This window comes from Budvicia diplopodorum, from assembly GCF_009800925.1.
GTDB classification, from domain to species: Bacteria; Pseudomonadota; Gammaproteobacteria; order Enterobacterales; family Enterobacteriaceae; genus Budvicia; species Budvicia diplopodorum.
On record NZ_WOYF01000005.1, the window covers coordinates 105362 to 128857 of the forward strand.

At 46.3% G+C, this 23496-nt stretch carries 19 protein-coding genes; 3 read left to right on the forward strand and 16 right to left on the reverse strand.

What is annotated here, in order from left to right; translation table 11 throughout:
* Positions 1-22 precede the first annotated feature (22 nt).
* The gene (locus tag GVI43_RS07050) at positions 23-1495 is read left to right on the forward strand and encodes a DASS family sodium-coupled anion symporter (RefSeq protein ID WP_159566160.1); all 1473 of its coding nucleotides are present in this window, start codon (positions 23-25) and stop codon (positions 1493-1495) included.
* A 176-nt stretch (positions 1496-1671) separates the two neighbouring features.
* Here GVI43_RS07050 and GVI43_RS07055 read toward each other — a convergent pair whose 3' ends face one another.
* From GVI43_RS07055 to rpmH, 16 genes are all read right to left on the reverse strand, one after another.
* The gene (locus GVI43_RS07055) at positions 1672-2805 is read right to left on the reverse strand and encodes a hypothetical protein (RefSeq protein ID WP_246201596.1); all 1134 of its coding nucleotides are present in this window, start codon (positions 2803-2805) and stop codon (positions 1672-1674) included.
* Complete coding sequence (locus GVI43_RS07060; protein WP_246201598.1) at positions 2802-5426, reverse strand: fimbria/pilus outer membrane usher protein; 2625 nt, start codon at positions 5424-5426, stop codon at positions 2802-2804. The genes GVI43_RS07055 and GVI43_RS07060 overlap by 4 nt, the downstream gene beginning before the upstream one ends.
* 27 nt (positions 5427-5453) lie before the next feature.
* Positions 5454-6227, reverse strand: a complete 774-nt coding sequence (locus GVI43_RS07065; RefSeq protein WP_159566161.1) for a fimbrial biogenesis chaperone — start codon at positions 6225-6227, stop codon at positions 5454-5456.
* Positions 6224-6958 (reverse strand): fimbrial biogenesis chaperone, encoded by a 735-nt coding sequence (locus GVI43_RS07070; protein WP_159566162.1) that lies wholly within the window; start codon positions 6956-6958, stop codon positions 6224-6226. Before GVI43_RS07070 ends, GVI43_RS07065 begins: the two co-directional genes overlap by 4 nt.
* A 10-nt stretch (positions 6959-6968) precedes the next feature.
* The gene (locus tag GVI43_RS07075) at positions 6969-7541 is read right to left on the reverse strand and encodes a fimbrial protein (RefSeq protein WP_159566163.1); all 573 of its coding nucleotides are present in this window, start codon (positions 7539-7541) and stop codon (positions 6969-6971) included.
* Positions 7516-8235 carry a fimbrial biogenesis chaperone gene (locus tag GVI43_RS07080; protein WP_159566164.1) on the reverse strand — a complete coding sequence of 240 codons (720 nt, stop codon included), beginning with the start codon at positions 8233-8235 and terminating at the stop codon, positions 7516-7518. The genes GVI43_RS07075 and GVI43_RS07080 overlap by 26 nt, the downstream gene beginning before the upstream one ends.
* A 76-nt stretch (positions 8236-8311) precedes the next feature.
* Complete coding sequence (locus GVI43_RS07085; protein WP_246201600.1) at positions 8312-8851, reverse strand: fimbrial protein; 540 nt, start codon at positions 8849-8851, stop codon at positions 8312-8314.
* Between the two features lie 1377 nt (positions 8852-10228).
* Positions 10229-12613, reverse strand: a complete 2385-nt coding sequence (locus GVI43_RS07090; RefSeq protein WP_159566165.1) for an autotransporter domain-containing protein — start codon at positions 12611-12613, stop codon at positions 10229-10231.
* A gap of 364 nt (positions 12614-12977) precedes the next feature.
* Complete coding sequence (phoQ, locus tag GVI43_RS07095) at positions 12978-14420, reverse strand: two-component system sensor histidine kinase PhoQ (protein WP_159566262.1); 1443 nt, start codon at positions 14418-14420, stop codon at positions 12978-12980.
* Entirely contained in the window at positions 14420-15103 is a 684-nt protein-coding gene (gene phoP / locus GVI43_RS07100) for a two-component system response regulator PhoP (RefSeq protein WP_159566166.1), read from the reverse strand. The genes phoQ and phoP overlap by 1 nt, the downstream gene beginning before the upstream one ends.
* A gap of 367 nt (positions 15104-15470) precedes the next feature.
* Entirely contained in the window at positions 15471-15878 is a 408-nt protein-coding gene (locus GVI43_RS07105; protein ID WP_159566167.1) for a DUF2628 domain-containing protein, read from the reverse strand.
* A 415-nt stretch (positions 15879-16293) separates the two neighbouring features.
* On the reverse strand, positions 16294-17658 hold the full coding sequence (gene mnmE, locus GVI43_RS07110) for a tRNA uridine-5-carboxymethylaminomethyl(34) synthesis GTPase MnmE (protein ID WP_159566168.1): 1365 nt from the start codon (positions 17656-17658) through the stop codon (positions 16294-16296).
* 110 nt (positions 17659-17768) lie between these two features.
* On the reverse strand, positions 17769-19436 hold the full coding sequence (yidC, locus tag GVI43_RS07115) for a membrane protein insertase YidC (protein WP_159566169.1): 1668 nt from the start codon (positions 19434-19436) through the stop codon (positions 17769-17771).
* A 12-nt stretch (positions 19437-19448) separates the two neighbouring features.
* A complete protein-coding gene (gene yidD / locus GVI43_RS07120) occupies positions 19449-19703 on the reverse strand; it encodes a membrane protein insertion efficiency factor YidD (protein ID WP_159566170.1) in 255 nt (84 codons plus the stop codon).
* Positions 19667-20032, reverse strand: coding sequence for a ribonuclease P protein component (rnpA, locus tag GVI43_RS07125; RefSeq protein ID WP_159566171.1), 366 nt, complete (start codon positions 20030-20032; stop codon positions 19667-19669). The genes yidD and rnpA overlap by 37 nt, the downstream gene beginning before the upstream one ends.
* Positions 20033-20049: 17 nt before the next feature.
* Positions 20050-20190: a 50S ribosomal protein L34 gene (rpmH, locus tag GVI43_RS07130; protein ID WP_159566172.1), complete on the reverse strand. Its 141-nt coding sequence runs from the start codon at positions 20188-20190 to the stop codon at positions 20050-20052.
* A 797-nt stretch (positions 20191-20987) separates the two neighbouring features.
* Here rpmH and dnaA point away from each other — a divergent pair.
* Both dnaA and dnaN read left to right on the forward strand, forming a co-directional pair.
* Positions 20988-22379, forward strand: a complete 1392-nt coding sequence (gene dnaA / locus GVI43_RS07135; protein ID WP_159566173.1) for a chromosomal replication initiator protein DnaA — start codon at positions 20988-20990, stop codon at positions 22377-22379.
* A 5-nt stretch (positions 22380-22384) separates the two neighbouring features.
* Entirely contained in the window at positions 22385-23485 is a 1101-nt protein-coding gene (gene dnaN / locus GVI43_RS07140; protein WP_159566174.1) for a DNA polymerase III subunit beta, read from the forward strand.
* Positions 23486-23496: the final 11 nt, after the last annotated feature.

Sequence of the window (23496 nt, forward strand, 5' to 3'; positions counted from 1 at the left end):
GCCCGACAGAGTGGAAAACATAATGGATAAAATAACTCAGCTAAAACCTATTCCTTCCCTGATTGCCGTCGCCATTACGTTGATTATCTGGTTTGTTATTCCCACCCCACAAAACGTCACGCCTAATGCATGGCATCTTCTGGCGCTGTTCGTTGGAACCATTGCCGCCATTATCGGCAAAGCAATGCCTATCGGGGCTATTTCAATCATTGCCATTGCTCTGGTGGCGTTAACCGGCGTGACCAATCCGGGTAAGCCGGGCGCGGCGTTGAATGATGCCTTGAGCGGTTTTTCTAACCAGCTTATTTGGCTTATCGGTATTTCAATTATGGTATCTCAAAGCCTGAACAAAACAGGCTTAGGTGCCCGCATCGGTTACTATTTTATTTCACTGTTTGGCAAAAGCACCTTGGGTATTGCCTATGCGCTGGCCATTGCCGAAACGACTCTGGCACCGGTCACCCCAAGCAATACTGCCCGCGGCGGCGGCATAATTCACCCAATTATGCGTTCTATTGCCGATAGCTTTAATTCAAAGCCAGAGCCGGGTTCAACAGAAAAAATTGGGCGTTATTTGTCACTGGTTAACTACAATATCAACCCAATCACGTCAGCCATGTTTATTACCGCAACGGCGCCTAACCCCCTGATCGTCAGCTTAATTATGAAAGGAACAGACCCCAGTTTTGAGCTAAGCTGGGGAATGTGGGCCATCGCAGCGCTGCTTCCGGCGATTGCCTCTTTGATCGTGGTTCCGCTGGTCATTTATTGGCTCTATCCGCCGGAAATTAAGCGCACGCCAAACGCACAGGTTTTCGCTAAAGATAAACTGAACGAACTAGGGCCAATATCGCTGTCTGAAAAGATCACCCTCTCGGTGTTTGGCTTATTGCTGTTACTGTGGGCGGGTATTCCTACGTTCTTCTTCGGTGAAGGCTGGGAGGTAAACCCGACAACGGCAGCCTTTATTGGTTTGTCCATTCTGCTGATAACCGGCGTATTAAGCTGGGATGATTTACTAAAAAATAAAGGCGCGTGGGATACGGTGGTATGGTTTGCCGCACTGGTGATGATGGCAACCTTCCTCGGTAAACTCGGCTTGATCGGCTGGCTGTCTCAGGCCGTTGGCGGGGCAATTGATAACTTAGGCATTGGCTGGATCGGCGGCACGATTTTGCTGGTCATAGTCTATGTCTATTCACATTACTTTTTTGCCAGTACCACCGCGCATATTACCGCGATGTTCGCCGCCTTCTTTACTGCCGGTCTGGCGTTGGGCGCACCTCCGGCGCTTCTAGCTTTAATTTTAGCCTTTTCATCTTCCCTTATGATGTCCCTGACCCATTACGGAACGGGCACCGCGCCTATCATCTTTGGTTCAGGCTACGCCACGCTGAGCGAATGGTGGAAGACCGGGTTTATTCTCAGCGTAGTGAACCTCATTATCTGGATCACCATCGGTGGAATGTGGTGGAAATGGCTGGGCTATTGGTAAAATTCAAGAAAAGGGTGAAAGCATCAGTGGATATTTATAATAGTGAATGTCCATATCTATCGCTAAAATGCAAAACGTCCAATGAGATACATTGGACGTTTTAATATGTCACCTATAGCAGGACTAGATAAGGATAATTTTTAAACTGTATTCATTTCATCTCTGATAACCGCTAGCTAATTAAACGTCACCAGCATCTCAGCCGAGGCCGTAACTGGGCCGGCAGGTAAACTACTGCCGCCAGAGCACAGTCGCCAGGTCAGCTGGTTTACAATCGATTTATTGGATTCAGAGGCGCTGATGCTACCAATTTGAATCGGTGAGCTATCAAACCGCATGCCAGTCGCCGCATTACAGGCCCCACTGCCAGAAGTACCTGTATCAATTTCTCCGGTAATATATCCACCGCCCTGATCTAAGGACAGCCGAGTGAGTTGCCCCTGATACAGACCAGATATCGCACGAAACTGCACATTAATACTTGCGCTAATATAATCGCTGGATTGGCCACAGTTAGTTACTAGCGGGTAGGTTTTTGTGGCTAACTCAGCGCCCACTGTGCGTCTATGCATCACCGCACCAAAATCAATATTAGCGGTGGTATTGATGGTACATTCCAATGTGGAAATACGCATAGAGATATTACTTGGGAAGATTTGAGTATATATACTACCAGGAGCCCCATCTGCATAGCTTGAGTAATAAAGAGGGCTAATTACGATACCCGGCGAGGAAACCTGAGTACCATCGGCAACAATCACCCAAGTACCCTCGGCCCGGGCAGTCCGCATGTATCCACTGTCATAAAAGTTAGTAATATCCACCGTTCGCGGCGGCAGACACCACGCCAAGGCTCCGGGAAGTGGATCAGTGATAGTATTCCCACCGGCGGTGGCCCAGGTTCTGGGTAGACCAATGGTACCACTCAGAGTTTCCACGGTGCCATCGGACAACTTATAGGTTGCGGTAACTTTAGCGCGAGGAATAAGACCCACTCCCGGTGCAATTTGATAAGCCATATAGCCACCGATGTTGGTGAGCTCGCTCATAGTCATGCACCGGTTCGATATGGTTGATATATTGGCTATACCGTAAGGGGTAAACAATCCATTGCTGCCCATTGGATGCGCCACGTTGACGCCAAAGGGATATCCTTCCCAGACAATTCCGGTTCCTTTGCCGATGGTAACATTATAAGCCTGTAACGGAGCCACCAGTCCGAAAACCAGCAAACACAGGCCTGCGGCTTGGAATAATCGGGTTTTGACCATTGCTAGATGAGCGATAACGGCGGTCTTTATTTGGTTCATGGAGTCACTCCTTTACATGTGGCAGAGATCTGGCGTAGTGGGTTATTTTCAGAGGTTGCGCTGTCGGCTAGGTTAAAGCTGGCTCGACACTGCTGGTCAATTGCTGGCCCCCACTTCGCTGTCAGGCTGCCGTTCTCCGGTAATCCGCTAAGGTAAGCCTGCCCGGCATTACCGACAATACCGGTATTCGGTTCAGCTTTAACCTCGCTGCTGTCAACGGAAGCCATGGCACCAAAAGGGACCGGTTGCTGATTGCTTTGAATCAGAGTAATTATCGCCTGAAAGCCCACTCGAGTAGCAAAATTGGCTAATACCACTGCGCCCTTGGTTGGGTAGACATTCATACTCGATTGAGTAATATCTACGTCATCCGGCAGGGTTGACGGATCAAGGTTGATGCTGTTTTGCTGGTAGTTAGACAGATAAGGTACAACTGCCTTCCCCCATCGATCGGTCCGGCTAGTACCGTTGCCCACAGCAACATCGCGAGCACCCGGAGTATTGACGATAGCCACTGCACTACCCAGTGTCTGGCTGAACGTGACACCCTGCGAATAAGCCACTACACCACCAGTAGCCCCCATATTGACTGAACGGTAATTATTACCGTAGCTGTAGCCACCATTGATCATACCTTGGCTACCCTGATAGCTGGAACTTAATGAACCACTATTTCCCTGATCCTGATTGGCATAGCCCTGCGTGGCGCTGTAGGATAAGTGGTCATCCAGCGCGGTGCCGGAGAGACCAACCTGCTGCTGCTGGCTACCATCACTGCTATGGGTCATCTGATAGTTGGCGTAGATTTTACGCGCCGCTTCGGCGTTGCTAAACAGGCTTAGCGGCACCTGCATGTTCATTGATATCTGGCGGTTTTCCGGCCAACTGCTAGCGTTATCCTTTATGCGATCAATCCGATAAGATAGCCCGTAACTGACGCCTTTGTAGCTGGCGTTATAGCCAGCCGATATGCTGTTGTTGACACGGCTATTGCCCCAATAGTTATCCCGGCCAGCACTAACGTAAAGCGACCCCCACTCACGCATATCTTGGCTGAGCCTCAACTGCATACTGCTACGACGACGGTCCAGCGCCCAAGGCACTTGATCGTCGTTAAGCTGGTAACCAATATTGTTGGCATCAGAGAAGCTATAGTAATCTTCGGTTGAGTAGCGATAGGCCGCCAGATCGATAGAGGTACCGGTAGTCAGTAGGCTTTTAGCATAACGAATCCGGTAAGAGGCACCCTTCTGGCGATCGCGGATGCCTTCTATCTGCGCGCTGGCGGTAGTGATATCCGCGGATAATGCCCCAACTTCACCGAGCGAAACGCCGGTGCCTAACACGACAGAATAGTAACTCTCAGCGACTAGCCCACCAGCATATAGAGTAATGTTGTGCGGTAAGCCGTACATTACTGTACCCAAGCCGAAGCTCAGCTGTTTCGATCCCTCGGTAATGCCACCGTTGTAGCGACCCGTGGTTATTTCATACTTCATCCCACCCGTACGCTGCATCATCGGTAACGATGAATAAGCCACCGTTTGGGTTCGCACCGAACCGTTCGCTTCCGTAATGGTCACCGTTAGGTCACCAGCCTGACCGGTTTGGTACAGGTCCTTCAGGCTGAACGGACCAGGTGGCACATAGGTCTGATAAATTACGTTGCCGTTCTGGGTGACGGTCACCCGGGCATTCGACTCGGCAACCCCGGATATCAGCGGGGCAAAACCGCGCAGACTGTAGGGCAACATCTCATCGGTGGAGTTAAGTTTCACCCCCTGAAACGGGATGCTGTCAAACACATCATTGCCGGTGCTGTTTTCACCAAACAGGATCTCCGATTTCAGAGATTGAATATCCCGCTGAAGGTAGGTATTGCTAAATTGGGTGCTACTGTAAGTAGTGCTGGGTCCGTTACCACCAGCGCTTTGAGTATTGCTGTAGGTCATATCGCTGCGCAAGCGCCAGGCAGCTAGATTAGCGCCTCCGTACAGGTTAGCAAACAGACTGGTCTGCTCAGTATCCTCGTTGCCCCATTGTCCATCTTGCCAGCTGCGGCTGCCGTTCAGGTTGTAGTTCAGCAGCAAAGCGGGAACGCCCTGATCCCACAGCGCAGGATCGACAGTCCCTTGAGCATTGGGCTGCATCGCCACCTGAGGAATGCTTAAGTCAAGGCGCAGCAGGGATAAATCGAATTTAACGCGAGACTCTGGAATAAGCGTCGCCAGATTGTCTACTGGCTTATCGGCTGGCAGCCCGGCAAACTCGGGCAATACATCGGTATTCACCCCCAGTTCATGCAACTTCATCGGGGTTAATACTGGCTGCGCTTTGCCACTGGCGTCTTTTTTAAACTCAATGGTATGCTGGCCCTGCTCGTTCTGGTTGATATACAGCGTTACCAGATACTCACCTTCTGGGATTTGGCCCGCACTTTCAAAAGTGGTTAAGTCTACCGTAGTAGCACTCTGGCCGCCGGAGAGCTGCAGCAGGCCAGAGTCAAAGTAGTCTTTTCCCAGCGCAGGCAGAGCACAAGCCAACAACAGGGTGATGACGCTAAAACGTAGCCTCATTGGCACACGCGGATTAATACCATGATCAGATTGATTATTTTTCATTTCCATTTGACTCATTATGACCAGAGGCTAATGTGAGGATGGCGATTGACGCTGACCAGCAGTGTTCCAGCCGTCTTCGTCTATTAATTGCCATTCGACATCACCGCGTGTTCCCGGCGGTAAGTGATATTGTTGCTGCCCCTTTGGCGGGACCATCAGACGTAACTGGCTCTTATCCAATGCATAGCCGCCTACGCTCAGGTGTGAAAAGGTCAGCCAAAAAGGGGTTGGGTTGTTAGCCACCAGCATATCGCCCTGTAGACTGAACTTGAGATCAGGGGCCGCACCCGCAACACCGCTCTCCGGCAGTCCATCAGGGCGATAGAACAGTTTCATATTGCTGACTATCGCTAAGTTCACCTGAGGCGATATTTGCTCGTCTTTGGGCTTTGATTGACTTGGAATGGCTTTCATCGAAATAAAGTAGACCGACTCACGATCTTTCGGTAATTCCGCACCAGCGCGACGAATACGCAAAGCCAGCTCTTCACCGGGTTCAAAACGCTGCAGCGGCGGAGTGATAATAAAAGGCATGGCAGTATGGCCGTCATCCTTCAAGTCAACATCGCCAGTAGTGAAGTCCACCGGACGTATCCATGACTGCATCAGATATGCGTTAGGCGTTTTGTTATAAGCACGTAGGGTGACTCCCCCCTTTTCACTTTCCGGGTAGATCACTCGCAGAACATAAAAAGAAATACCGGTAGGATCTTTTTGCTCTGCGTAAACCTTCACACTGGTGGCACCCCATCCACCCAAAAAAATCAGGGTAATGATCCATCGGGTTATTTGTTGTTTCATAGCGCTTCCTTGGTGGCTGATACGGTCTGCTGACAAGGTTCCGAAGCAGCGCCGTAGTCGGTTAGCAACTGCCAGTGAGCCCGAGATATGGGCTGAGCGATCGGATAATCCTGATGACTCATCGGCGCGAGCATCGACGGCTGCTTATTCAGATTGATCTCTTGGTTACCTAAGGTCAGACGGCTAAAAGTCAAATAATAAGGACCAGGGTTAGTTATTCGTACCCGATGTCCGTTCTGTGTTATCTGCAATTGGCAATAGGTTTGAGTCGGTGCAGGTTGTAGCCCCTGCGGGCGGTAAAATAGCTTGAGCAGAAAACGAAATCCCATAGATAACTGGGACTGGTCTGAAGTCGGATTTTCACCTGACTGGGCAGGAATGGCCATTAGCGACAGGTAGAACAAGGATTCTCTGTCCTCAGGCAACGATGTATCCCCCTGCCTCAAAATTCGCAGAGTATTGCTACTGTCGGGAGATAACCTAGCCAGCGGTGGCGTCACGACAAATGGAGCGACGCTCGAATCATCGGGCGTAAGCTGAACGCCAGCCTGCAGCAGATACAGCTGGTTGCCCTGATTATTTACCGTCACGCTCTGGGTGTTATTACTAGCCTGAAAAATCACCCGAGTCTGATTGATATTAACGCCGCCATCCGCCCTTGCCGTCAGACAGCAGAGTATATTCAAGCAGAAAAATAATGTGCCGGTTAGGTTTAGCTTCGTCGTCAGCATGTTCATCGGCTCAGCGATATACAAAATCGAAAACAATGCGCGCAGTGATTCTGCCCGGCTGCACGTTGGCGGACGTACAATCGGAGCTACTGCCACAGGTTATACCGGCAAAGAATTGGAAGTCGGCATCTGTCGGGATCAAGTCCACACTGGCCAAATTGATATAATCGCCATCAGCGATAGCCGTCTGGCTGTACAACGCGGGAGTATTACTCTGCGCTACCATAATGCCAACGCCCTGTGCCACAGAATCGACGCTACTACGAAATACCCACTTCCCGCTAAGGGTCATGCCTTGACCTGTGATTTTAATCGCTGGCGTTTGCCCAGACAGAAAATCTCCACAGGCGCGAACCTGCAGAGTAAAGGGCCTCGCGGCTACGAGGGTATTCCCCCGTAGTGAGGAAAGCATGACGGTACCCAACGACAGTGTTGTTTGGTCCAGACTTATCTGGCAGGTTCCCTGATTAATTTGAGCTGAGTAATTTAGGGTGATCGCCTGCGCGGGCACGATCCCGCAGCTTAATAACGCCACCATAATAGTACCGGTTGCCCATTTACGGCATCGAATGTTCAAATCCATTCATTGCTCCCTGATCGGTAATAGTCTTCCATGCTATCTGACCGGACCTGTGTGAAGTCGGGTAGATGTGACTCTCAAACGGGGCAAGCATCGCCACGCCGCCCGGAGCCTCTAACGATAGCTTTTGTCCGGCAAAAGCTAAGCTGACCAGATTGACAAAATAGGGGGAAGTATTCGTCACTTTTAAGCCGTTACCAGCACGTTCAAACGTTAAACCTTTCTGAGCATCGTCTGACGTTCCAGCTAGTCCTGATGGGCGATAGAATAATTTAATGATATTGCCAACACCAAACTGGGTGGCACCCGTCACGGCTCTGGGCTGATTATCTGCAAGCACTGATTTGCTGGCCGGTATAGCACGAGCGTTAAAATAAAATACTGATTCACGGTCTTTCGGCAAATTACCTATTTTGCCGGCAATTCGCATCTGGTTAGTCGTATTAGGCTCAAGGCGAAACAGAGGAGGAGTAACGGTAAACTGCGAAGCAGGCTGACCATCCAGATTCAGAGTGACCATCGACTGAACCAGATAAGGCAGCTCGGGCATAGTATTGCGAACTGTCACGGTAATGCTATTTGCACCCTCAGGGTAAATCAAGCGGGTAGCATTGATGCCAAAACCGTCAGCCATTGCCACAGAGGTCCATATTGAACAACTGGTAACAATTAATAGTGCGCGTAAAAGGCCATTCATCGGTTTATTCCTGTTTTGTTGAATGAATGGGCTGCATCAGCAGCCCACCATTTAGGACTTAGGACTTAGGACGGGATCAGTTATAGGCAAAGCTAAACGTAATTGGTGCATTGATATGACCAATTTGAGCCAAAGTTACCGCTGTTGCTAAACCGGCTTGCATGTTGATAACCTTACCGTTAAAGTCGCCGGCAGCTGGCGTTGCGCCTGCAGTGGCTACTGGTAATTTCTGGTTATTAACGATATAACCGGTTACGCCAGTTGCAGTCAGCATTACGCCAGTAGAGGTACCGGTAGTGTTAAACATATTTGGGTTACCACCCAGCGTTTGGCCAGAAACAACCAGACCAGCAGTATCACCGGCAGCCAGTGGAGCCATACAGTTGCTCAGACCTACGGTGAATGGCTTCACGCTAGCCGCAACGGGGGTAGCTACAGCAGTAAACTGGGCTGGCGTGTAGTTACCTAAATCTAAGTTGTTGGTAGACAGAGAAACGTCACAAGTTGCAGCTACAACATCGCCAGTGATAACGATTTGAGCATTGGTTGCAGCGTTTGCTGCAGAAACAGAACCCAGAGCTAATAGTGTTGTTAATGCAATATTTTTAAGTTTCATACAAATAAATTCCATATTATTTATTACAGGTTGTTATCAACGATTCGTCCTGTTTATTTTCAGAAGCAAATCGCGATGTTTATATATAACCTATTTCAGGTATCCTCCTAGACAGGTTATATCATTTTATCAATGCAACTTAATGCATTAATAATAAGCGCCCACCAATGAATAACATCCATTGAAATGGTGCAAACTTTTATATTGTTTGTTTTATGACTTAATTTTATTCACATTTGATCAAATAATAATCAATAAAATTGAATAGCGTCTATCAACACTTTTAATGGAAAAATACCTATTTCAATATTTTTGTCTATTGCGCGATTTTCTATACTACTTAATGAGAATGAGTGACATTATATTTATATAAAAATAAGAAATATCATTCAGTTACCAACAAGGCAGGATGTGCAAGACTAAGCTAATGGTTAGAGTAATTGCATAATAAAAGTTAGAAAATTCTAAAATTACAACTTTTTTATTACAATTGCCTTTCTCTTACGTTCTATCCTTCCCTTGATAGGTAGTGAGTTAACTACCCTATTCATTAAACCTATATTTAGGAAAAACTTCTCAAACATGCAACGCATTTGAAATTATTATGCATAAGAGAAAATTAAGATCCAGCATTTTTCATTCATTTCTTAATAATGAAACACATTTTTAGCTTAAAAGAATATAACTTATTGGATCTAATGTAATTTAACCCAGATTATCCAGAACAACGCAGATTCCGCGTTTACTAATACTCTACAACACTTTCAACAACAACTAGACATTTGACGATTTAAGGCCAAAGCTGCTGAATTATAAGGAAATAATATGATATTAAAAGGGGTGGCGAAGTCCTTTGCGCGGTCACAACGCCTTCGGTTTTCCATTCAATCAACCGAATTGGCCTGATGCTTGATATAAACAATGTGTGGTTATTTGGACTTTCATCCCACCAACGCTTATTGCAGGATGAAATTCTCCGCCAATGGCTCGTTCTGTTACATCATGACTGTCGTGGGATTTATGGTGAGTGGTATCAGCCGGTTAATAAAGCGGGATGAATTGAAAGTGGCCAATCAATAGCTCTATAGGGTGATAGCAAATAGCCAGCATAGTTATTCCGTTGCCGCAAACTTGCTAAATCGAGAGTTTAATCCTGTGGCAATGAATATAGTCTTATCACTTATATCAGGACGAAGGAAGGAAGGAAGGAAGGAAGGAAGGAAGGAAGGAAGGAATTTAAATAACCAACTACTGAAATGCATTCATTCCATATTGGGAATATCGATAAAGCACTTACGTTGTAGCGATTTATTAACGTGACGCAGATTGATGAACGCTGTTGAGCAATGCCCCTAGCCAGTAGGGGCATTGTTAACATTACTGGAAGCTGCCACCAATAGTCATCATAATCGCGTTATCTCTTTGATTCTCAGACCAACCTCCCCGATATTCCAGAGAAAGGTTTATTGATTTGGTTAAATTTGCCGTTAACCCGGTTGATACCTGCAGGATGTCTCTACCGACGGAAGTGCCTGAATGATTAAACGAGGCGTAGCCCGCTCCGCGAAATGCTCCGTTATAACCCGCATTATCATTAGCCAGTTCCCTTTGGTATAAAACCCGAACCCGTGGCGTTAACGCGCTCTCTTCCCCAATTTCAAACGTCTTTGATAGCTGGAATCCGGCCCCCAGACGCGCACTAAAATAGTCGTCATAGGAAATTTTTAATGCTGTAGACTTATTGCCACCTTCACTGAACTGCTCTCCCGGCATATAGGCAATATCCAATACCGGAATAATTGTCTGCCATTCAATGCCCATTCCCGGGTTATATTTCAGGCCGTTCTCTGCATACAGAGAGAACAGGTTGCCATTAATCTTTCCTTCGTTTTTAGCTTTATAATTTAATAATTGTACGTTTCGGGTAGTTTCTGTACGGCTGTACTGATAACCAACGTTAGTATTAAAGTAGCCAATACCGTAATCATAACGGCTGTAAACAGAGATACCGTAGGCATCATCTTCACCGCTAAAATCTTTTCCATCGGTATCAGTATTCATGTAGGCCAACGCCCCACCGATATCCCAATTGTCTGACACTGACCAGTCTTTACCAAGAACAATGCCCTCATAGGTATAATCCAGACCGGTGTTATAACCATTACTGTTTATACGCCCATAGTTACCCACCAGCGTTACCCACGAGCTATGCTCTTTTTCCTGATAATCCATAGACTGATTATCAATCTGAGCGTTAATTGCCTGCATCGTGACGCGATTAATATGGGCGGTAACAAGGCGCTGATCGGCAAATACCGTTCCCTGCAGTGAGGACAGGGTTTTAGATAATGATGATACCGGCGTAAATTGAACTTTCGCCAAAACATCAGCCATTGGCTGGTCGGTATCAGTATTATCGGCGATGGCACTCAACGTCTGCTGAAAATCACAGTTGCCATTAACGCAGAGCTCTTCCCGTACAAAAGGATTATTGGCCACTAGCGATAAATTTTTATCGTTCAGCCGTGAGCGAAATGATAATAGAGAGCCTTCAACCGGCTGAAAATTTTCAATATTTTGTTGTTCCAGATCGCTAAGACGATAGTACTTAAGCGCAACAGAATGTAGGGTGCTTTCTGAGGATATCAGGGGTATCTCGCTATCTGGTTTATAGTACCCGGGCTGGACATCAACCATAACCCGAGCCCCTAAGTTAGCAACCACCTGATCGTCATCATCATTATTTACCTCATGAAACCGCAGAGGAGCCTGTTCTATTTCATTTGAAACCGTAAAATGGAGCTCAGAATTCGGTTGGGCGATAAATGAACCATAAATATCTAATCCTGAATTCTCAACAATCATTGATCCGCGAAGAACAGTATCAGTGGCAAAATTGGCATTACCCAAGGCACCGTATCCTTGAATGGTCGCAGCTGAACTAATAATATTTTCGGCGGTGTTCAACTCACCACCTTGTAAATACAATCGTCCCTGTTTAGCCCATAATACATCGGCAGACGCCTGAGTATTTAGCGTCCACGTTGCATTATTAACCAGATGAATAACGCCATAAGCATCTTCTGTATTAGTAGCATTATTACGCTGATAATTTGGATTAATATTTCCGGCCATACTTTTATCAACGACTAACAGGTCATTCAGCAACAAACGTTCGCGTTGAGTAACAATATTATTGTTGTATATATCTTTGCCAGGATAATGTTTAGTATCTTGAGGTAAGGTATTTCCCGACTCATTAAAATAAACCCACTGAGTATTACCTAAAGGGTCAGGATAATAAACCATCCCATCCGGATCCTTTATTTCATAATAGCCTAATCGAAGAAGTGCAGGATCGGTTTTTGTCGGCCCACCAAGATCGTCTAAATTCAGTTGATAAAAAGCATCCGCTAAATCGGTATCAATAATATTTGTCTCAGGATCAAACGCGGCATGTATGCCTATCTTTTGGTCATCATAAGGAAGATCGTTGGCAAACGCGCGCTCCTTACCCGCTAAATAGATATCTGCGCACGCCGAATAGCAATGTCCAGAAAGCACGGTGTTTAGCCCGTAGGTTTTTATTGACTGATTAATTCCATACCCTTCAAGCGCACTCCCTCCCGATGAATTACGCACAACCAACGTGGTTATTTTCTTACCTTCACCGATGGCTTTATTCATTAATGCGACGAATTTATCCTTATCCCCTTCAACCACCCCACCTGAAATATAAATAGTGTCTTGTCTTATATGCATATCTAACGCTAATGATGGTAAAGAAAATAAACTTATAATACTTAGCGTTATAAATATTGAGAGCGTTTTCAATCTCATTTGATATCCTCCGATGTTATCTTTAAGCCGGAATCCATTAGGTATCGAAACATATATGTTTTATGCCTAATACAATTACAAGCTCTGGTAACTACACGGTAATTCAGAAAAAACAAATGAAAAAGAAAAACGTTAAATTATCGACAGTTCGTTTAGATTTCATTTAACAATGCGAATTAAGCGTAATAAGTGATACACCATTAAATGTATTTCTCTGCGTTCTATATTTAATTCGACCTCTTATAATATTAATTATCTATAACAATAATATATAAATGCAGTTATGTTACTGATAGCCAAAACTCGCCTGTATGCGAGCACCGCCAAGGTTACTGTCACTAATGATAATGTCACCCTGATACTGTTCAATAATTTCACTGGCAACGGTAAGGCCTAATCCCTGCCCGGGTTTAAGCGTATCGGCACGTTGTCCTCGTAGAAAAATAACGCTCCGCTTATCAAAAGGAATTCCCGGACCATCATCGTCAATATATATATTTAGATATCCCTCTGACTGCTCCGCACTAATTTCAACTAGTTCAAGACAGTATTTGCAGGCGTTATCCAATAGGTTTCCCATTATCTCGATAAAATCATTGTTGTTACCCATGAAAACCATCTCTGGAGAAATATTGAGCCGAATAGCCACACCTTTATGCGAATAGACTTTATGAAGCGCGTAGCAGAGCCCATCAAGGAGCTTTGTTAGTGAATGAATTTCGCGCGTTACAACGCTATGGTCTGAATGAATACTCGCCCGGTGAAGGTAATAGCCAACCTGCTGAGATATACGGCTAATTTGCTCAAGGATAATCGACTCTACATCGGCAATGGTTATGCTTTTATCTATGCGTAGCGATTGTAACGTGGTTTGCATCACGGCCAGCGGGGTCTTCAAGCTATGGGTGAGATCGGATAGCGTCGTATGGTATTTAGCGTAACGCTTACGCTCATGGTACAGCAGAATATTCAGGCTACGTACCAGAGCATGAGTCTCTTTGGGCGTATTTTCATCCAATAATTCTCGTTGATTATTTTCGAGCTGTGCAACCTGTCTAGCCAGTTGGTTAATGGGCCTGAGGCTCCAGTGCGCGGCTATCCATACAAAAGGAATAACCAGTACTAAATTAGCCAAGATAACCCAGGCAAGCCAGTCCCATACCGTATCTGACGGCTGAAGCTCTTGCGGCATGATGTCTATCACAACAATGGTCAACGCGGGTAAACGAGACGTCGCCTGATAATGATTAACTGACAGTGAATGCGTGGTCTCTTGGTCCCCATCCGCCTCATAATTCTTAAGCCTCTGCCGTGCTGGCTGGTCATTATCAAGTATTTGGTAAGATAATAATTTATCGATATACATGTCGTATATCCCCGGAGTTTGAAGCCAGCTCTTATCAACATGCGACTCTAAGGTTGGAATATCACGCTGTCGCCAAAGCAGCTCACCCTGTTGGTTATAGATAAGCACCAGAGTGGGATAATTGAGATCAAAATCAGGAGGTATGGCGATAGTCAGTCGGTTGTTCTTCCACTGCGCTAGGCTAAAAAATAGGTTACTTTCACTACGTAGCAGGCGGTAGTTTGTCCGATCAAAGCTATTCATATACCCAAAAATAGCAACGGAGCCATAACTTAGCGAAATAATCAAAATAACCAGCGTTGTAGAGAGGAGAAAACGTAATCTGAGCGAGAGTGGTTTCCTTTTCTTCTTAGCGACTACCATCATGGTAATGGCTCAACGTCAAAGCGATAACCCTGCCCACGCACCGTTGTTATCACTTCATGAGCATAGACCGCTAGCAGTTTTTTACGCAAACGCCCCACTAACACGTCAATGGTATGGTTTTCTTTCGGTTCAACGGTCGGATAGAGCTGTAAAATTAAGTTATCTTTTTTGACAACCTGACCTGCGTTGCGCATTAACGTTTCCATGATAGTAAATTCAAAACCGGTCAGTTTTATTGGGGAGCCACCGCAAGTCACCTCTCTACCCGATAGGTCTATAGCAAAAGGACCAATAGTCATAATCTGGGAAGCAAATCCACAGTTTCGCCTCATCAGGGCCTGCATTCGTGCGACCACTTCCTCTAAATGGAACGGCTTGGTGACATAGTCATCAGCACCAGCCTGCAAGACGCTAACTTTATCTTGCCAGTTATCTCTGGCAGTAAGCACTAAAATAGGTAAGCTAACCTGCCTCTTTCGCCAGCGTTGAATCAGGCTGATACCATCTTCGCCCGGCAGCCCCAAATCAACGATAGCAATATCAGGAGAAAACTCCTGCAATAGAAAGTCAGCCTCTATGGTATTTTCCGCCACATCGACCTGATGCCCCATCTCACGCATTTGTACCGACAAATGATGGCGAAGCAACATGTTGTCTTCGAGAATCAGAATCCGCGCCATTGTTACCCTTAATTAATCACCCTGCATGTATAAGAATATGTAACATCATCATCAATACTATTTATGCCATAAAAATAGTACTCCTACCTATATTATTAAGCAGTACAATAGCGCAGTGAAATTAAACCTAGCCTAAACAAACATCGAATAATCAGAATTAGTCATCAGAGAAAATGGTAATAGGTATTTGCTTATTGATATCGCTTAACCACGAAAAAAGCCTAGCGAGTACCAACCCGGGCACCGAGAACGGATGCCGAATAGGGTTCCTATAATAAAATGATGATGCCGGTAAGATAATTATAAATAAAAAGGCCCACAAAATAATGCGGGCCTTTCTATTTATAAAGCAATCGATTTGATTACATTAAACCATTCGCATGCCTTCAAACGGGTTCCAGCTGTCGCTACCTTTAACTTCTTTCAGATAGTACGCATAGTTAGCCGTCATGGACCACATCATCGCAAGCGCAATGTTTATTCCCATATCTGCGCCGCGAGGAAGCTCAAACCCGGCAATAAGCTCAATTAAACCAAGAATAAAGCCAAGACCTATAGTCATCGCTAATAAAACCAAATTCTTTTTCCATAAACCCAGAACAAAGAAATAGATAAAGCCGAAAAAGAACGCAATGATATTCATACCAATAAAGATACGACGGCCGGGCTTGGCGGCCTTGATAGCAGCCTTATGCTCAGGAGTACTTGGTGCGCCATACCGATCAAAAAAATCAAAACGATCTTGCCATTTTTGTGAGTACTTACTTCTATCCATGATTCGCTATTCCTCATTAATAAAGCATTCGTTGGCTACATATGAAAATCAGCATTCTTATCCACGTAGGTCGGACAATTCTACATTTGGCATAAAAAATTACAAGCGTGTGTCTGATTAGAAAAATGTACCCCACAGCGGTGGCTCATTGTACGATGACGATGGTCTTCTTAATCATGTTTTCTCCTAATTTATTCACAGCTCTTCTAGTTTTCTTCACGATGCTAAGATTACGAAAAAGTCCTATTTATGAACATACCGCTTTTTCGGGAGGGACTACCTGATAACAAAATGGATAGGCAGACAATTTACAAAAATGATTATGAGAAAATAAAGAAGAGCGGAACTATAGAGCCTGTATAGCAAAATATAACTACAGGCTCATAGATATAGTAGAACGGACTTGGGCCAGAAATCACTTTCCGATGCAGAAACTCGAGAAAATCCGCCCCAGTAAATCATCTGAAGTAAACTCACCGGTAATTTCACTCAGGGCTAGCTGGGCCTGCCTTAGCTCTTCTGCCAGTAATTCCCCAGCGCGCGCGCTTACTAACTGATCCATTCCCTGAACTAAATGCCCGGCAGCCGCCTCCAGCGCTTCAAGGTGTCTACGGCGCGCTAAAAACCCACCTTCAGTATTGCTGGTAAAGCCTATGCTGTGTTTAAGATGATCGCGCAGGGCCTGAACGCCTTCACCGGTACGGGCAGAAAGGCGAATCAGTGAGTGACCGTTTACTTCGTTGATACCTAGCGTCTCTCCGGTCAGATCGGCTTTATTACGCACCACCGTAATTGGCAGCGATGCCGGAAGCCGGGCCATAAACTCAGGCCAAATTTGCTGCGGCTCGGTGGCATTCGTGGTTGTACCATCAACCATAAACAGTACCAAATCGGCCTGCTCAATTTCGTTCCACGCCCGCTCAATGCCAATACGTTCAACTTCATCACCGGCTTCACGCAGGCCGGCAGTATCAATAATGTGCAGCGGCATGCCATCAATATGTATGTGCTCACGCAGTACGTCACGGGTTGTTCCGGCAATATCAGTCACGATTGCGGTTTCCCGCCCGGACAGTGCATTAAGCAGGCTGGATTTACCCGCATTAGGCCGACCGGCAATCACCACTTTCATACCTTCACGCAGTAGGCTACCCTGGCGCGCTTCAACTCTGACGCCATCCAGATCGGCCATCACTTTATTTAACTGACCTTCAATTTTTCCGTCCGAAAGAAAATCAATTTCTTCATCCGGAAAATCAATCGCCGCTTCTACATAGATCCGCAGGTGAGTGAGTGCTTCCACTAGTTGATGAACACGGCTGGAAAAAACGCCCTGCAAAGAATTCAGCGCAGAACGGGCTGCCTGCTCAGAGCTGGCATCGATTAAATCCGCTATCGCCTCAGCCTGAGCCAGATCCAGCTTATCATTCAGAAAGGCCCGTTCAGAAAACTCACCCGGCCGGGCAATACGCACGTCCGGTAAAGACAGAATGCGTTTTAGCAATAAATCGAGAATAACCGGTCCACCGTGGCCCTGAAGTTCAAGCACGTCTTCTCCGGTAAATGAATGAGGGCCGGGAAAGTAGAGCGCGATCCCCCGATCGAGAACGGTGCCGTCACCGTCAAGAAACGATAAGTAATCAGCACAGCGCGGCTTGGGCAGCTTACCCAAAACTTGCTGCGCGACTTCAACAACCTGCTTACCAGAAACACGAAGAATACCGACGCCGCCGCGTCCCGGTGGCGTTGCTTGGGCTACGATGGTATCAGTTGTTATCATGGCTGTGTTCTCTGATCAAAGTAATGAATTGGTATAAGAATCATTATATAAAAAAGGCGGTCGTAATGACCGCCCTTTATCGAGCTTATTGCAGTAACTTGCGTTGCGAATTAAGAAACTTTTTTCTCTTTCTTATCGCGGCTGTGTAAGCCTTTCTTCTCTAATCCACGGTAAATCAGTTTCTGCTGAATAATGGTAACTAAGTTACTCACGATATAATACAGAACCAGACCTGACGGGAACCACAGGAAGAACACGGTAAAGATAACCGGCATAAAGGTCATGATCTTCTGCTGCATCGGATCGGTCACCGGCGTTGGTGACATCTTCTGGATCATAAACATCGTTCCGCCCATTAACAACGGAAGAATGTAGTACGGATCCTGTGCAGATAAGTCATGGATCCACAGGGCGAACGGTGCATGACGCAGTTCTACCGATCCCATTAACATATAGTACAGCGCCAGGAAGATTGGCATCTGAATGATTAACGGGAAGCAGCCGCCCAGTGGGTTAACTTTCTCTTCTTTATACAGCGCCATCATTTCTTGGCTCATGCGCTGCTTATCATCACCAATACGCTCACGCATCGCCTGTAGCTTAGGCTGTAGCAGCTTCATCTTGGCCATTGAGGTATATTGCGCTTTAGTCAGCGGATACATGATTCCGCGCACAATAAAGGTAATGATAATAATCGAGAAGCCCCAGTTACCGACAAAGCTTTGGATAAATTTCAGCAGCTTAAACAGTGGCTGAGATATAAACCATAACCAACCGTAGTCTACGGTTAAGTCTAAATGCTCGGCTACCGCCGCCATTTGGTTCTGAATTTCAGGGCCAACCCAAAGCCGCGCCCCTAACTCTTTAGTTTCGCCCGGCTGAATAATAACCGGTGAATTTCTGAAACCAATCGCTGACTGGCCATCGTTTTGCATGGTGAAGAAAGAGCTCTGGCTATCTTTAGCCGGTACCCACGCCGTTGCGAAGTACTGTTGCAGCATCGCAACCCAGCCGTTCTTAGTATCAAGCTTCAGGCCCTCACCTGCGATGTCATCAAAGCTATATTTCTTATATTTGTTGTCATCAGAGGAGTAAGCCGCACCGCGATAGGTATGCAGAGCAAAATTGCTGCTGCCGGTATCGCGAGATTTTGGCAGTTTAGTGCTTTGCTTTAACTGACCAAACAGCACTAAATCAACGGGCTGTGCGCTGGCATTTTCAACCTTGTAATCTACATCAATCACATATTCGCTGCGCTTAAGTACAAAAGTCTTAGTGTACTTAATGCCGCTTTTGTCTATGTAAACTAACGGAATGGTTAATTCATTCTGACCATCAGCCAGCTCAAATGTATCCTGTTTAGATTCATAAAGCGGGCGAGGACCATTAGCCGGGTTGTCTGGACCATTTTTACCTACCAAGCCACTTAACGCCTGATAAGAGAATTCTGAGGTATTTTCTAACAGCTTAAACGGCTGAGTTGACCCTAATGTATCGGGGTAAGCCAACAGATCGGCTTCTTGAATATCACCACCACGAGTGTTGATAACCATAGAAAGAACGTCAGTTTTAACGGTAATCAAACCGCCTTCACCCGCAGCGAGTTCCGCTTGGGTTGAGCCGGTAGAGCCGGTCGCTGTAGAACCGGCACCAGTATTCTGTTGCGTGGTCTGGGTCTGTGGCGCTGGTTGTGGAGCGTTATCCGTTTCCCACTGCTGCCAAATCATAAACGAAACAAACAGCAGCGCGATAAAAAGGAGATTACGTTGAGAATCCATTGTTAATGTTCTCTATATATGGTCAGTATTATTGTTGGGCGGAACAGGATCATCACCACCCTCGTGTAAAGGATGGCATTTTAATACGCGTTTGATTGTCAACCAACTACCTTTTACCATGCCAAACCTGCGCAATGCCTCAATTCCGTATTGAGAACAGGTTGGACGGAACCGGCAATGCGGCCCGAGTAACGGACTGATTACCAGTTGATAACCACGTATCAACATAATCAAGATACGGGAGCCAGCCGACAATGACGACGCCATAACTTATCCAATGCTTCCGTCAGTGCATGATTATCCAGATCGGCTATCCCCTTTTTGGCTATCACAATAAAATCCATCGATGGCAAATCATGCTGGCGTAAACGGAAACTTTCGCGGGTTAGGCGTTTAATTCGGTTACGTTCATGAGCTCGCTTAACGAATTTCTTTGCGACAGTAAGACCAACACGAGGATGACCCAACGTGTTTGATCGACCAAGAATGGTAATTTGAGGAACACCGGCCCGTTGCGGCTGTTGGAAAACAAATGTGAAAGTACTGGGAGTTAACAAACGTAACTCCCTGGGGAATGCTAGCTTAAGCTTAACCACACAGATGGTTAACTCGATTAACTAGAAGTAGTTAAACGAGAGCGGCCTTTAGCACGGCGACGAGCCAAAACCTGACGACCATTTTTAGTGGCCATACGAGCACGGAAACCGTGGCTACGGTTACGTTTTAATACGGACGGTTGAAAAGTGCGTTTCATGGCGATCTCTACCTAAATCTTGATTATTACTAATTAGTAAGCGCGTTTGGCTACTCGACGTGAAAACGACCGACGCCTCAATCGCAATATACAAAGAGGCGGGATTGTAATAATTGTACAGCCCCGAGTCAATTCCGAACGCTTATCTCTGCTCAAAAACTCGTAGTTACCGCTATGAACCTTAGTTTTCCCATGCTTTCTGCTATAAATAATCGTTAAAACCTTTCTTAACGTTGCTATTATAGAGGAAGAATTAAAAATACTAAGGAGCGAGAAGCGCCACAAGTAGGGCCGTGAATTATACGGACTCCCTAAAAAATCGCAAGGATCCCGCAACGATCCTTTCAATTCTCCCGATCTTTTTTTAGATCTGGGTGATTGTTAACAAATTATCCCCAACGATAAAAATCGTCGACAATAACAACTCATCCGGTTCCCAACTGTCTGCTAGCTACGATGAATAGAAAAATTAACTATTTTTCTCTGCATTTTATTGATCTAATCGCACACTTTATTTATACCTATTCAGGTAAACTTCGATTTGCCTGTGGATAAATTACGATCTTCCTCATGGAAAAGGAGATCTATTTGGTACTTTGCGCTATCATCTACTGGCGCTGATGACGATCCCACACTGCGGATCGAGACGGCAGGGAGCCGATGCAGGACAAATGATTTATCGGATCATACATTTCTGACACCAAACCTAAAATGACGTAGTACGCGGTACGGGATACGAAAAAAAATATATCTATCTCCCCTACCTTTTCATTGTTCTTGTTCGAGTGGAGTTCGCCGTGTCACTTTCTCTTTGGCAGCAGTGCCTTGCCCGCCTGCAAGATGAATTACCTGCCACAGAATTTAGTATGTGGATTCGCCCGTTGCAGGCGGAACTGAGTGACGATACACTCGCCCTTTACGCACCTAATCGCTTCGTTCTTGACTGGGTTCGCGACAAATACATCAATAACATCAATGCATTATTAAATGACTTTTGTGGTTCTAACGTTCCTCAGCTTCGTTTTGAAGTTGGAACAAAACCACTAGTTCGAGTTCCTGCACAGGCAAAAGTTGCCGATAACAATAATAACGCCCGTCCAGCATCAGTGCGCCCGGCCGCCGTTCGCCCAAGCTGGGAAAATCAAGCCGCGCAGCCAGAACTTTCTTACCGCTCAGGCGTTAACCCTAAGCATCAGTTTGATAACTTCGTTGAGGGTAAATCAAACCAATTAGCCCGTGCGGCTGCCCGTCAGGTTGCCGATAACCCAGGCGGCGCCTATAACCCGCTATTCTTATACGGCGGCACCGGTTTAGGTAAAACTCACTTATTGCACGCCGTTGGCAACGGCATCATTGAACGCAAGCCGAACGCTAAAGTGGTGTATATGCACTCGGAGCGCTTTGTTCAAGATATGGTCAAGGCCCTGCAAAATAACGCTATCGAAGAATTTAAGCGTTATTACCGCTCCGTCGACGCCTTGTTAATCGATGATATTCAGTTTTTTGCCAACAAAGAGCGATCACAGGAAGAGTTTTTTCATACCTTCAATGCCCTATTAGAAGGTAACCAACAAATTATTCTTACCTCTGACCGTTATCCAAAAGAGATCAATGGCGTAGAAGATCGTCTAAAATCCCGCTTCGGATGGGGGTTAACGGTGGCGATTGAACCACCGGAGCTCGAAACTCGCGTGGCTATTTTGATGAAAAAAGCAGACGAGAACGACATCCACTTGCCGGCCGAAGTAGCTTTCTTTATCGCTAAACGTCTGCGTTCTAACGTTCGTGAACTCGAAGGTGCACTAAATCGGGTGATCGCTAACGCCAACTTTACCGGGCGCGCCATTACCATTGATTTCGTCCGTGAAGCACTGCGCGACTTACTGGCGCTGCAAGAAAAGCTAGTTACTATCGATAACATCCAAAAAACTGTGGCAGAATACTATAAAATTAAAATTGCGGACCTATTGTCTAAGCGCCGCTCTCGTTCCGTTGCGCGTCCGCGCCAGATGGCTATGGCACTGGCAAAAGAGTTAACCAATCACAGTCTACCGGAAATTGGTGATGCGTTTGGTGGTAGGGACCATACAACCGTGTTGCATGCCTGTCGTAAAATTGAACAATTACGAGAGGAAAGCCACGATATCAAAGAAGATTTCTCTAACTTAATCAGAACATTATCCTCATAAAGCTTATGAAATTTATCATTGACCGTGAACATTTATTAAAGCCGTTGCAGCAAGTTACTAGTCCACTGGGTGGCCGTCCTACGCTGCCCATTCTCGGCAACCTTCTGATTCAAGTCACAGAAGGATACTTGTTGCTCACCGGAACCGATCTGGAAATGGAGATGGTTGCGCGTGTCACGCTAAACCAGCCCCATGAGCCGGGTGCCATTACCGTACCAGCACGTAAGTTTCTGGATATTTGCCGCGGGTTACCCGATGGCGCAGAGATCGGCGTTACGCTGGAAAACGATCGGATTTTAGTCCGCTCCGGGCGCAGTCGTTTTTCGCTGTCAACGCTGCCAGCTGCTGACTATCCGAACCTTGACGACTGGAAAAGCGAAGTTGAATTCACTCTGCCGCAGGCAACGCTGAAGCGACTGATTGAAGCAACCCAATTTTCCATGGCCCATCAGGACGTACGCTACTACCTCAACGGTATGATGTTTGAAACCGAAGGTGAGGAACTGCGCACCGTAGCAACCGACGGACACCGTTTGGCCGTTTGTTCGATGTCGGTTGGCCAAAAGCTACCGCCACACGACGTGATTGTTCCACGTAAAGGGGTACTTGAGCTGGTTCGCCTGCTCGATGCCAACAACGGCGATCTGCAATTACAGATTGGCAGTAATAATATTCGCGCCCACGTCGGCGACTTTATTTTTACTTCCAAGCTGGTTGATGGCCGTTTTCCTGACTACCGTCGCGTATTGCCGAAAAATCCTGATAAAACGCTGGAAGCCGGTTGCGACGAACTTAAGCAGGCATTTTCCCGTGCGGCAATTTTGTCGAACGAGAAGTTCCGCGGAGTACGCCTCTATCTGAACCACAATCAGTTAAAGATTACGGCTAACAACCCGGAACAGGAAGAAGCAGAAGAAATTCTGGACGTCACCTACGGCGGTACCGATCTGGAAATAGGTTTCAACGTAAGCTATGTGCTTGACGTTCTCAACGCACTGAAATGCGAGGAAGTTCGTCTGCTGCTGATCGACTCTGTATCTAGCGTACAGATCGAAGACAGCGCAAACCCAAGCGCAGCCTATGTTGTAATGCCAATGCGTTTATAAGCGGGGCTGGC